The 12,161-nt window shown below is 61.9% G+C and carries 12 protein-coding genes; 8 read left to right on the top strand and 4 right to left on the bottom strand.

The genetic code is table 11. The features are described 5' to 3' along the window. Window positions 1-3 precede the first annotated feature (3 nt). Window positions 4-1,653 (bottom strand): choline dehydrogenase, encoded by a 1,650-nt coding sequence (betA, locus tag ACSV9I_RS07280; protein ID WP_438328125.1) that lies wholly within the window; start codon window positions 1,651-1,653, stop codon window positions 4-6. Between the two features lie 90 nt (window positions 1,654-1,743). Between betA and ACSV9I_RS07285 the strand changes: the two genes are divergently transcribed. Both ACSV9I_RS07285 and ACSV9I_RS07290 read left to right on the top strand, forming a co-directional pair. Continuing rightward, the gene (locus ACSV9I_RS07285) at window positions 1,744-2,304 is read left to right on the top strand and encodes a helix-turn-helix domain-containing protein (protein ID WP_438328126.1); all 561 of its coding nucleotides are present in this window, start codon (window positions 1,744-1,746) and stop codon (window positions 2,302-2,304) included. Window positions 2,305-2,513: 209 nt separating this feature from the next. Next, the gene (locus ACSV9I_RS07290; protein WP_438328127.1) at window positions 2,514-2,885 is read left to right on the top strand and encodes a hypothetical protein; all 372 of its coding nucleotides are present in this window, start codon (window positions 2,514-2,516) and stop codon (window positions 2,883-2,885) included. A gap of 104 nt (window positions 2,886-2,989) precedes the next feature. Here the strand turns inward: ACSV9I_RS07290 and betB are convergent, their stop codons facing one another. Together betB and betI are read right to left on the bottom strand one after the other, a co-directional pair. After that, complete coding sequence (gene betB, locus ACSV9I_RS07295) at window positions 2,990-4,453, bottom strand: betaine-aldehyde dehydrogenase (protein ID WP_438328128.1); 1,464 nt, start codon at window positions 4,451-4,453, stop codon at window positions 2,990-2,992. 106 nt (window positions 4,454-4,559) lie between these two features. Next, window positions 4,560-5,207, bottom strand: a complete 648-nt coding sequence (gene betI, locus ACSV9I_RS07300) for a transcriptional regulator BetI (RefSeq protein WP_438328129.1) — start codon at window positions 5,205-5,207, stop codon at window positions 4,560-4,562. A gap of 188 nt (window positions 5,208-5,395) precedes the next feature. On the opposite strand from betI, the gene ACSV9I_RS07305 reads away from it, so the two are divergent. The 6 genes from ACSV9I_RS07305 to ACSV9I_RS07330 all read left to right on the top strand — a co-directional run bounded on the left by ACSV9I_RS07305 (window position 5,396) and on the right by ACSV9I_RS07330 (window position 11,705). After that, entirely contained in the window at window positions 5,396-7,195 is a 1,800-nt protein-coding gene (locus ACSV9I_RS07305; RefSeq protein ID WP_438328131.1) for a bifunctional diguanylate cyclase/phosphodiesterase, read from the top strand. A 67-nt stretch (window positions 7,196-7,262) separates the two neighbouring features. Next, window positions 7,263-7,736 carry a GNAT family N-acetyltransferase gene (locus tag ACSV9I_RS07310; protein WP_438328132.1) on the top strand — a complete coding sequence of 158 codons (474 nt, stop codon included), beginning with the start codon at window positions 7,263-7,265 and terminating at the stop codon, window positions 7,734-7,736. 202 nt (window positions 7,737-7,938) lie between these two features. After that, window positions 7,939-8,328: a hypothetical protein gene (locus ACSV9I_RS07315; RefSeq protein ID WP_054156716.1), complete on the top strand. Its 390-nt coding sequence runs from the start codon at window positions 7,939-7,941 to the stop codon at window positions 8,326-8,328. Between the two features lie 153 nt (window positions 8,329-8,481). Continuing rightward, complete coding sequence (locus ACSV9I_RS07320; RefSeq protein ID WP_438328133.1) at window positions 8,482-9,483, top strand: NAD(P)H-quinone oxidoreductase; 1,002 nt, start codon at window positions 8,482-8,484, stop codon at window positions 9,481-9,483. A 120-nt stretch (window positions 9,484-9,603) separates the two neighbouring features. Then, window positions 9,604-10,911, top strand: coding sequence for a hypothetical protein (locus ACSV9I_RS07325; RefSeq protein ID WP_054156718.1), 1,308 nt, complete (start codon window positions 9,604-9,606; stop codon window positions 10,909-10,911). Next, window positions 10,908-11,705 (top strand): hypothetical protein, encoded by a 798-nt coding sequence (locus ACSV9I_RS07330; RefSeq protein ID WP_438328134.1) that lies wholly within the window; start codon window positions 10,908-10,910, stop codon window positions 11,703-11,705. Before ACSV9I_RS07325 ends, ACSV9I_RS07330 begins: the two co-directional genes overlap by 4 nt. 31 nt (window positions 11,706-11,736) lie before the next feature. On the opposite strand, the gene ACSV9I_RS07335 is transcribed toward ACSV9I_RS07330, so the two are convergent. Next, window positions 11,737-12,117, bottom strand: a complete 381-nt coding sequence (locus ACSV9I_RS07335; RefSeq protein ID WP_438328135.1) for a VOC family protein — start codon at window positions 12,115-12,117, stop codon at window positions 11,737-11,739. Window positions 12,118-12,161 lie beyond the last annotated feature (44 nt).

Raw genomic sequence — 12,161 nt, forward strand, 5'->3', positions numbered from 1 at the left:
CCCTTAGCGGTCACTCGACTCCCAGCGTGGATTGATCCACGGCTCCTGATTGCTGCGCGGCAGGGGCGTTCGCCCGAGGATGTGGTCGGCGGCCTTTTCGCCGGTCATGATCGAGGGGCCATTGAGGTTGCCATAGGTGAGCTTCGGGAAGATCGAGGAGTCTGCGACGCGCAGGCCCTCCACCCCGATCACCCGGCATTCCGGATCGACGACGGCCATGGGATCGTCCTTCGATCCCATCTTCGATGTGCCGCAAGGGTGATAGGCGCTTTCCAGATGCTCGCGCAGGAAGGCGTCGATCTGATCATCCGTCTGCACCCCTTCGCCCGGCTGGATCTCCGGGCCGCGGAAGGCATCGAAGGCCTTCTGGCCGAAGATCTCGCGGGTGAGGCGCACGCAGTGGCGGAACTTCACCCAGTCTTCCTCATGGCTCATATAGTTGAACTTGATCACCGGATCCGCCATCGGATCGGGCGAGGCAAGGGTTACCGAGCCACGCGACTTCGAGTGATTGTAGCCGACATGAACCTGGAAGCCATGGCTCTTCGCCGCCGCCTTGCCATCATAGGAAATGGCAACAGGCAGGAAGTGGAACTGGATATCCGGCTGCTTGACGCCCGGTGCCGAGCGCACGAAGGCACAACTCTCGAACTGGTTTGAGGCACCAAGCCCCTTGCCGGAAAACAGCCACTGCGCGCCCGCGACACCCTGCCAGAACCAGGGCAGCCAGGAATAGAGCGAGACGGGTTTGAGCGAGACCTGCTGGAAGTAGAATTCCATATGGTCCATCAGATTGGCGCCAACGCCGGGGCGATCGACCTTCACCTCGATGCCCATCGCCTTCAGATGTGCGGCCGGTCCAATGCCGGACAGCATGAGCAGCTTCGGCGAGTTGAACGAGGAGGCAGAGACGATCACCTCGCGATTGGCCTTCACCACCTCGATTTTGCCATTTCGCTCGATCTCGACGCCGACGGCGCGGCCGTTCTCGATGACGACCCTGCGGGCAAAGCAGCGCACCAGTTCGACATTGCCGCGCTTCATCGCCGGCTTGAGGTAGGCATTGGCAGCAGACCAGCGGCGCGAACGCCAGATGGTCTGCTCCATCAGGCCAAAGCCTTCCTGCTTCTCGCCGTTATAGTCTTCCGTCGTCTCGAAGCCGGCTTGGCGGCCCGCCTCGACAAAGGCGCGCACCAAGGGGTTCTTCGCCGGCCCGCGCTGCACATGCAACGGCCCATCCGTGCCGCGCCAGCCCTCCTGGCCGCCATGCGAATTTTCCATGCGCTTGAAGTAGGGCAGCACGTCGGCGTAACCCCAGCCTGTCGCTCCACTCTCCGCCCAGCCGTCGAAATCCTCGGCCGATCCGCGCACATAGACCATGCCGTTGATCGAGGACGACCCGCCAATCACCTTGCCACGCGGAGCTGTGATCCGCCGGTTGTTGAGGTTCGGCTCCGGCTCGGACAGATAACCCCAGTTGTAACGCTTCATGCTCATCGGCCAGGCAAGGGCCGCCGGCATCTGGATGAACGGCCCGACATCCGACCCGCCATATTCAAGCACCATGACGGTGTGCTTTCCGTCTTCCGACAGCCGATAAGCCATGGCCGAGCCGGCGGAACCGGAGCCGATGATGATGAAGTCTGCTTGCATTTTCTCAATCCAGGGTTGATTTCAAATATAGCTCTGCGCTATATTGAAGGAATGAAGCCGGTTCAGTATTCTAGCGCTGCACAGAAAAGCATGAGCCGGATGCAGCCCAAGCGACAGGCTGCGATCAAGGCAAAGGTCAATGCGTTCGCGCGCGGCGAGCGGGTCGACCTCAAGAAGCTGGCGGGCAGTTCGCTCATCCGCATTCGGGTCGGCGACGATCGTGTCATCATCGATGAGCAGACGAACCTCGTGCTCGTGGTCAATGCCGGCCCTCGGAGCGGCATCTACAAGGAGCAGGTCATGGGTGGTTTCAACAGAACTGTCATCGACGGAAAGCCGTTTGTTCTGGTCCCCGAGGAAGAGTTCGAGGACATGATGGACGTCATCATGGCCAAGGAGATCATGGCGCGCATCGAGGTCGGAGAAGAAACTTGGCCGGCCGAACTCGTGTACGAATTGTTCGACACCAGCAGCCGCATCCGTACCTTCCGCAATTATCGCAAGATGACCGTCTCCGACCTTGCCACGGCTGCCGGTATTTCCCAGCCCTATCTCTCGGAGATCGAGAGCGGCAAGAAGACTGGTTCCGTCGACGTGCTGAAGCGCATTGCGGCGGCCTTGAAGGTCGATCTCGACGATATCGTGGTGTAAGTGAGCCAGCATATGAGAAGCTCCGGAGACGGCGTGGTTTCCGGAGCGCTGATCAGTGGGGGCGTCATTCGCGCGTGCCATCGTCACATTCATCATCCTTTTCTAAGCATGATGAAAGAGATCTGCGCTGGATTGCCCGCAGGGGTTGAAAACGCCTGGGGCCATGGTGACATGTCCGACATGGTCATCTTGAGGGAATGGTAGAGCGCATGGGATCTGATCGCCTTCAGGACAGGCTTCAACGCAAATTGGAAGCTGCCACCGAGGAGCGCGCCAGAAACGAGGCGGGGCGGCAGGACGTAGAAGCGCGTGCCCGCACGCTTGTTTCGCGCAATCTCTGGCGCACTTATCTGCAGGATGCCGGGCGCCAGATGCGCGAGAGGGCCGCAAGAGATTTGAGGGCGCTGGGTATCTGCGTGGTGTTCATCCTTCTCGGACTTCTGGCGGCGAGCCTCTCCCCTGTCCTTCTTCTGCTGTGGTGCGTGGCGCTCGTCGCTTGGCTCGGCTACACAATCGGGAGCGTGCTGGATTGGGTCGGGAGAGTGACACGCGCCCTGCTGACGTCGAAGAACGGTAAGTGACCGCGCGTTGAGCGCGATCCCTTCGTTCTTAGCTGCTCTGCAGTCCCACGTGTGCATGAAATTCCCCGGTGTTTCGAAAGTCCTCGGCTAGGCACCAAGGGCCCTCAATACGGCGCCTCGCATTTGCCCATGCCGACATAAACCGTCTTCAGTTCGGAATAGTGCTCCAAGGCCGCCGCCGAATTCTCGCGGCCGAAGCCGGACTGCTTGGATCCGCCGAACGGGATCTCCACCGGGCAGAGATTGTATGTGTTGATCCAGAGGGTTCCGGCTTCCAGCTGATCCACCACGCGATGCGCGCGGGAGAAATCGGCCGTGAACACACCGGCCGACAGGCCGAATTCGGTGGCGTTTGCCCGTTCGATCACCTCGGCCTCGTCCTCGAAATCGAGCACGCACATAACAGGCCCGAAAATCTCTTCACGCGCGATGGTCATGTCGTCGGTGACATCGGCAAACACGGTCGGCTGGATGTAGAAGCCTTCGCCGGTGACGCTATTGGGAATGCCGCCACCGGTGACGAGCGTCGCGCCCTCTGCCTTGCCCTTGTCGATGTACGAGAGAACCTTCTCGCGCTGCGCGAGCGAAACCATCGGCCCCATCTGCGTTGCCTCGTCCTGCGGATCGCCGATCAGGATGGCTTCCGTGCGGGCCTTCAGCCGTGACAGGAAGGTTTCCTTGATGGCCTTATGGACGAAGACGCGCGTGCCGTTCGAGCAGACCTGGCCGGTCGAGTAGAAATTGCCGAGCATGGCGCCGGAGATCGCGCTGTCGATATCGGCATCGTCGAAGACGACGATCGGCGACTTGCCGCCGAGCTCCATGGTGACGTGCTTGAGCTGCGCGGCAGCCGCCCCCGCCACCTTGCGACCTGTCGGCACCGAGCCGGTCAGCGACACCTTGGCGACATCCGGATGCGACACGAGCAGCGGCCCGGTTTCGCGATCCCCTTGGATGACATTGTAAACGCCCTTCGGAGCGCCCGCCTCGATCAGGATCTCTGCGATCTTGAGTGCCCCAAGCGGCGTCACTTCCGACGGCTTGAACACCATGGCATTGCCGGCAGCAAGCGCCGGCGCGCCCTTCCAGCAGGCGATCTGCTGCGGATAGTTCCAGGCGCCGATGCCGACGACCACGCCGAGCGGCACACGCTTGGTATAGGCCCAGTCACCGCCCAGCGGGATCTGGCTGCCGTTCATGGCGGTCGCGATGATGCCGCCGAAGAATTCGAAGCTGTCGGCACCGGAGGTCGGGTCCGCCACGATCGTTTCCTGGATCGGCTTGCCGGTGTCGAGCGTCTCGAGCTCGGAAAGTTCGCGATTGCGCTCACGCATGATCTCGGCCGCCTTCTTCAAGACGCGGCCGCGCGCAGCCGGGCTCCACGAAGCCCATTCCTTCTGCGCCCGTTTGGCAGAGGCAATCGCCTTTTCGATGATAGCAGGTGTTGCCGCATGCAGCCGGGCGATCACTTCGCCGGTCGCGGGATAGATGCTCTCGATGACAGTGCCGTCGGTATCTTCGACATACTCGCCATCAATGAAATGCGAGGCTTGCGGTTGGGCTTTCATGTCCTGTCTCCAGACGGGTGTTCGAATTTGCATCTTGCTACTAAGGGCCCCTCATCCGCCCTTCGGGCACCTTCTCCCCGCAGGCGGGGAGAAGGATACTCCGGCGCTAGCGGTCGCCTCTCCCTCTCCCTGCCTGCGGGGAGAGGGTCGGGTGAGGGGCAATTGTTTCGGCGGTCACGGCTTGCAACTGCCCCGTCACATAATCCTCGACCAGGGCCACAGAAGCCTCGATCGACAGGGGTGCGGATTTCAGAGATTGCCGGATATAGAGCCCATCGATCATCGCGGCCGCGCCATCGGCAATCCGGCCCGCGTCCAAGGGGCTGCAGAGGGGAGTGAGGCCGGACATCAGGTTGGAATGCAGCCGCCTTGCATAGAGCGCAAGCAGTCGCCGCACGGCTTCGGAACGTTGGGCTTCGGAATAGAAGGCAAGCCAGGCCGCGACCACTTCGGGTGCAAACTGGTCGGCCTGGAACGACACCCGGATGACAGCCGAAACGCGCGCCCGTGGCGTTTCGGCCCTCGCCAGCGCCAGGCCCGCATCGGCGCGCAAATGGCGAAGCAGCGAGCGGATCGTCTCGATCAGCAACTGGTCCTTGGAGCCGAAATAGTGATGCGCGAGCGCTGCCGAAACGCCAGCCTCGCGGGCAATCTCCGACATGGTCACGCTGAGAGAACCGTGATGGCCAATGGCCTTCAACGCGGCATCGACAAGCGCCTTGCGGCGGATCGGTTCCATTCCGATTTTCGGCATCGCGGTCCCCTTGAAGGTTCCGATCATAGTTTTGATTGACTGATCAATCAATAAAAATCTGCACTGCCTAAAATCCTTGACAAATGGCAGGCAAACTTCATCGAACTGTCATTTTCGAGAAAGGATTTGTTGATGGTTGTGACGCAGATTTCGCTCGTAAAATCATAAGGTTAATCCAGGAGTTTCTAATGGTCCCGCAGCTGATGGAAGCCCCGCCAACGGTTCGGCGCTTCGCCGGGGATCAGCTCGTGACGCTGGCAAAACTCGTGGTCGAAAACGGCTTTCAGCCCATTGTCGAGGTCGGAACGGGCGCGGTCTTTGGCTATGAGAGCCTGCTGCGCGGCCATGACAGGATCGGCTATCAGAGCCCGCTCGACCTGATCGATCACGCGGCCGAAACAGGCCATCTTCTGGCGCTGGAGCAGATGGTGGCAACGCGCGCCGTCGCCAAGTTTGCTGCCCTGCCGGATCGCGCCGGTGCCACGCTCTTCCTCAATCTCGATGTCCGGCTGATCCGCGAGGGCGATGCACTGATCGACACGCTGCTCGATCAGCTGCGCAAGGCACAGGTGCCGCCGTCCTCGATTTGCTTTGAGCTCTCCGAGCGCTTCGACAACACCCAGGTGCCGGAATTCGCGGGTCTGGTCGAGCGTCTGCGCCGCTCCGGCTTCAAGCTTGCCATCGATGATTTCGGCGTCGGCCATGGCGAGATGAAGCTGCTCTGCGACTATCCGGTCGATTATGTGAAGATCGATCGCCACTTCATCGCTGGCCTCGACCACAATCCGCGCAAGCGCCACCTGGTCAAGAACATCGTCAATTTCTGCCATGTGCTCGGCGTACGCGTCATTGCCGAGGGCATCGAGACGGAGACGGAATTCCTGGCCTGCCGCGAATTCGGTGTTGATCTGGTCCAGGGCTGGTTCATCGCCCGCCCGACCACGCTGATGTCCGAACTCAAAAGCGCTTTCCCGCATCTGCAGGATGTTGGCAAGGCCCGCCGCGCCGGGCAGTCGCTGGATGAGATCCTCATCCGCAAGCAGATCGAATCCCTGCCAACCGTTTTCGAGCATGAGAGCATCGAGCACGTCTTCGATCTCTTCCGCCGCAATCCCGGCCAGAGCTTCTTCCCCGTGCTCAATGCCAATGGCGAGCCACGCGGCATCATCAACGAGCGCCATCTGAAGGAATACATCTACCAGCCCTTCGGCCGCGACCTGTTGAAGAACAAGCTCTACGAGCGCTCGATCTCGCATTTCGTCGACCGCGCCCCGATCGTCGGCCTTGATGCTGACGCCGAGCGGCTGATGACGATCTTTGCGAATATGGAAGGCTCCGACTGCGTCATCCTGACGGAAAACATGCGCTATGCCGGTATCGTCTCGGCCGCCTCGCTGATCCGCATCATCAACGAAAAGCAGCTGAAGACCGCCCAGGACCAGAACCCGCTGACCGGGCTTCCCGGCAATCGCGCCATCCGCGACTTCATGCGTGACAGCGCGCTGGATGGCGATACGACACGCTTCTTCTGCTACTGCGATTTCGATCACTTCAAGCCGTTCAACGACCACTACGGCTTCCACCAGGGCGATCATGCCATCTCGCTCTTTGCCGCCCTGATGCGCCGCTATTTCTTCTCCGACGGCGATTTCCTCGGCCATGTCGGCGGCGACGATTTCTTCATCGGCGTCACCGACTGGACGCGCGAGGACCTGACCGAAATCCTCGACCGTTTGCTTTCGGATTTCCATGACGACGTGATCGGCCTCTATTCCGCCGCCGACCGCCAGGCCGGCCGCATCCGCGGCGAAGACCGCCTTGGCCGTGAGCGTGATTTCCCCCTGATGCGCTGCTCGATCGGCGTGCTCGAACTCCCCAAGGGGCGCTTCATCGACGATGTCGACGCGATCAGCACCGAGATCGCCGAGCTAAAGAAGCGCGCCAAGGAAGGCGAGGGCGGGTTGGAGATTGCGGCGCTGGGGATGTGAGGCTTGCTCGTTGGCTATCCCGTGTTAGCCTTTCGTCCAGCACAACAGCACCTGCCAGGAGTTCGCCTTGGGTCCGGTTTCCATCCATGTCGAGCCGGCAGACCAATCCGACGTCGATCGTTTGCTGCAGCTCTCCGATGCAGTGGCAGCGCGCCTCTATCCGGGCGAATATCGCAAACCGATCACGGGCAAGGTTCTGGATAGCGCGGGCATCGAGGTCTTCGTTGCGCGCCTGAAGGATAAAGCCATTGGCTGTGTCGCCTGCTTTGAGCTCGGCGACGGGGCGGTCGAACTCAAGCGTCTGATCGTGGATCCCGACCATCAGGGGCAAGGCATTGGCCGCGCCCTGGTTTGCGCAATGCTTGAGGCCTGCCGCAGGCGGGATATCCGCACAGTCGTGCTTGAGGTGGGCATCCGCAATATCGAAGCCCGGCAGCTTTATGAAAAGTTGGGCTTCCGCAACCGTGGCGCCTTCGGAAACTATCAGCCGACGCCGGTCGCAACCTTCATGCAATATGATCTTGTACTGCCAATCCGTTGATGTGTGACGTCGAAATCCTTCAAGCAACTTGCCTGCACAGAAGCGACGGGCCCCGGACCAAAGAGGGCGCAAACACTCTGGGAAGTGACATGATTGTGGTGTGCGGCATCCTCACTTGAAGAGATGGGGGCGGTTGAACTGGGTCTTGAATGCCCGCAGCAGATGCGCAAGATGGAGCGGTATTTCGAAACAGGATCCTCACATGAAGAAATTGATTGCCTCGCTCGGCGGCCTGTTCTTGCTCGCCGGCTGCCAGACAGACGTGGCCCAGTCCGTCGCCGACTCCCAGGTTCCGCCTTCGGCTTCCGTGCGCAACCAGCTTGTCCGCATCATAAACAACAATGGCGGAAAGATTGGCGATTTCGTCCGGCCGGAAATTTCCAGCGTGGTGCTTCTGCAGCCGGAAACCAAGACCTATGCGTTTTGTGTCCGTGCCTGGCACGCCCAGCGGCAGCGACAGCCCGACGTTATCGGATTCTCGGTCCGCAACGGCCAGATCCTCGGCTCGACGGCGAACGACTACCGCTGCCGCGACCAGCGTCTGCGCTACTATCCCTATCCGGAGCTGATCGCCGTTCGGGGCACGAATTGAAGCCCTGACGGCCGGCGCTGGCGGCATGCTCTAAACACGCCGCCGTGCCCGCCGCACCCGATACCATTTGTCACGTCAGACAAAGCGTCTCCTTCCAATCGGCCGCCCGGCACCCTAGCTATGTCACTCCACTCACAATCTGGAGCCCCGCCCATGTCCCTTCCCAGCACCATGCGCCATGTCGATTTTTCTGCTCCGGGTGGCCCCGAAGTCATGCGCATTGTCGAGGGCCCGGTGCCCAGTGTGCGGGCGGGTGAGCTTCTGGTTCGGGTCGAGGCAGCGGGCGTCAACCGGCCGGATGTCGCCCAGCGCCAGGGCACGTATCCGCCGCCGAAGGATGCAAGCCCCATTCTCGGCCTCGAAATATCAGGCGAAGTGGTGGCGCTGGGGGAAGGCGTGTCCGGCTTCAAGCTGGGCGACAAGGTTGCGGCTCTCGCCAATGGTGGTGGTTATGCCGAATACTGCGCGGTCCCGGCCGGCCAGGCGCTCGCATGGCCGCAAGGCTATGATGCGGTAAAGGCGGCAGCGCTGCCGGAAACCTTCTTCACCGTCTGGGCCAATCTCTTCCAGATGGCGGGGCTGACGGAAGGCGAAAGCGTGCTCATCCACGGCGGCTCCTCCGGCATCGGCACGACCGCCATCCAGCTGGCAAAAGCCTTTGGCGCCACCGTCTACACCACCGCAGGGTCGGCGGAAAAATGCGCCGCCTGCGTTGAGCTGGGTGCGACAAGGGCAATCAATTACAAGACGGAAGACTTCGTCGAGATCATCAAGGCGGAAACTGGCGGAACGGGCGTTGATGTCGTGCTCGATATGATCGGGGCTGCCTATTTCGACCGCAACCTGCAGGTTCTCGCCAAGGACGGCTGTCTGTCCATCATCGCCTTCCTCGGCGGCTCCACCGTCGAAAAGGCCAATCTCGCCCCGATCATGGTCAAGCGCCTCGCCGTCACCGGCTCCACCATGCGCCCGCGCACGGCCGAAGAGAAACGCGCCATCCGCGACGATCTCCAGGCCGAAGTCTGGCCACGGCTGGAAGCCGGCGAGGTTGCGCCCGTCATCCACACGGTGCTGCCTTTCGATCAGGTCGTCGAGGCGCACCGGCTGATGGAAAGCTCGGCGCATATCGGCAAGATCGTGCTGAAGCTTGGCTGAAGGCGGTGGACGGAGCGGGGGCAGGGCGGCCAGTCCGCCTGGAAAAGAAGCAAAGCTCTAGCCTTCATTCCGCCCCCTTCATGACCGCTTGTTAACGTATCATTCCGGCTGGAGGTCTTCATGGCACTTGGGGCATCGCATCGCTTGCAGGATGGCGTGATCGCCGTCGAAACCATGACACGCTTTGCGCTTGCGGTCCTCGCACTCGCATCCGGCGTCTATACCTATCTCGGTGTGCGCAGCATCCTGGATGGCTCGGCAACGGCCGTCTTCTTTGCCGCCATCATCTATGCCGCCTCGGTGTCGGTCGCGATCTATGCCTTCTGGTCCTACATGGCGCGCTTCTATCCGCATGTCACAGGCACGGCCGCCCGTGGCGCCATGCTCGGCGTGATGGCGCTTGGCTGCGCCATGATCATTGCCATGTCGAGCTGGCTGAATGCGGCAGCGCTTGCAGGCTCAGCAGCGCTTGAGCAGCATCTGGCCGAAACCGTCGAGGACTATACCGCAGACCTCGACAAGGCGCATCAGAACGCGCTGGCCGCGCAAAGCCTCTTGCCGGATATCCAGCGCACCTCGGAACGCTTTGCCCGCCTTGCGGCAGACGAACGGCAGAATGGCGCGCTCACCGGCACCACAGGCTCCGGCAGCGTGGTCCAGCTTCTGTCGCAGATGTCCTCGCAGCTGAACGAGCTGGAGACCGGCATCACGGCGTCCCGCGAGCGGGTCACCACGCTGTTCGATCAGGGGCGCACCCATCTGGAAACCATGCGCAAGCTGGTCTCGGCACCGGGCGCGATTGCCCCGCGCAGCGATGATTTTTCGGCGGAAGTCGTGGCGCTCTCCGGCGTCATCACCTCGCTGGAGCAGACCTCGATTGCCCCGTCCGTCAAGCGGGCGGCGGAAGACCTGTCCTTGGGCTTCATCGCGCCGGTCGCGGATGGCCAGGCGGCCGAACTCGTGGATCGCCAGGACCAGGTCATGCAGACCATTCGCGCCTCGGTCACCGCCCAGTCGCAAGTGCTGTCGCAGGCGGCGGATGATATTCTGGCACGTGAGCCGGTGGCCGAGCGCCGCTTCGTGCCGCTGTCGTCAGCCGAAGCCGTTCTGCGCTATGCCGCCGATTTCATTCCGGCCTGGGCAGGCGCTATATCCATCGACCTTCTCCCCGCAGTCCTCGTCTTCATTCTGGCCATCGTGCATGGCGCGATCCGCCGGCAGGACGAGCGCTTGCCGTTTGCCGAGCGGATCACGGCAGCCGAGCTTTTGCAGGCGCTCGAGGTGCAGCGTGCCTTGGGGCGCCAGGGGATCGACGTGGAAAAGGCCGTGCAAGCCCTCGAAAACGACGAGGAGCGGGATCGCGCCGATTCCAACATCACCAGCCTCGATATGGCGGCCAAGACACCGCGAAAGGGGCCGCCCGCATGAGCCCGTCAGCGCTCGCCTCGCGTCTGAAAGACGCATTTCTGAGCGCCGATGACGGCCTCCTGATGCGGGGTGCCTTCTACGGCCTGCTGGCGGCAGCCGGCGCATTCCTCTTTGTCGACCTCAGGGAATTGAGCCTGGCATCAGAAGACCTGCCCGGCCATGACCCGATGACGACGGATGCGCCCGTGCTTCCGCCAGCCTTGACCGATGGCGTCCCCAATGCGCCACCCGTAGAGCCGGAAAGTACACCGGAAGTGCTGCGCCAGCCCATGCGCTTCGAGCTTCTGCCCGGCGGAGTGCTGAAGGCGGAAGGCTCCATCGATCTTGGGGCGGCCGATCGTTTCGCCAAGGAGATTGAGGCGCGCGGCGAATATGTAAAAGCCGTCTCCCTCAATTCCCCCGGCGGATCGGTCACCGACGCGCTCGCCATGTCGACGCTCATTCGCGAGAAGGGCCTGAACACTGACGTGGCGGCAAAGGCGCTCTGCGCGTCCTCTTGCCCGCTGGTCATGGCCGGCGGCGTTGCGCGCGCAGCGGAAAAAGACGCCATTGTCGGCGTCCATCAGGTCTTCAATGCCGGAGAGGAGCGTCCCTCGCCGGAGCGCGCCATGTCGAGTGCCCAGAGCACCACGGCGCGCATCGCCCGGCATCTGGAAACCATGGGCATTGGCAATGGCCTCTGGATCCACGCCCTCGAAACACCGCCGGACCGGCTCTATTATCTGACGCCGCAGGAAATGGCGGAGTTTAAGCTGGTGACGGAAGCTGTGCCGATGGCAAAGCAGACCAACTAGAGTGTCGTGGACGGCAGAGCGACGCCGATGGTCATTGACCCGGTGTTGGCAGCGATCGCACGCTCAGCTTGTTGTCGTCGGGGTCGCGCAGATAGGCCACGAATGAGCCGTCAGGCCGCTCGGAGGGTGGCGTTTCGATCGCCGTGCCGCCATGCCGGGTGCCTTCGGAATGCCAGGCTCGAACCTCTGCCGGGCTCGCGGCGAGAATGCCGATCGTCCCGCCATTGGCCGCCGTGGCCGGATGCCCGTCAATCGGTTTCGTAATCATCAGCCGGCCACCATTGTGCAGATAGATGAGCCTGCCCCGCGCATCCATCTGGCCCGGCTTGCCGCCCAGCGCATGGAAGGTGGCGTCGTAGAAGCGTCGGGAACGCTCCAGATCGTTGCTCCCGATCATGATATGCGTGAACATGGCAATCTCCAGAAAAAGCGATGGGTGCTGAAATGTTTGTGTCC

The sequence above is a fragment of the Rhizobium sp. G187 genome, assembly GCF_051549525.1.
Classification (GTDB): Bacteria; Pseudomonadota; Alphaproteobacteria; order Rhizobiales; family Rhizobiaceae; genus Allorhizobium.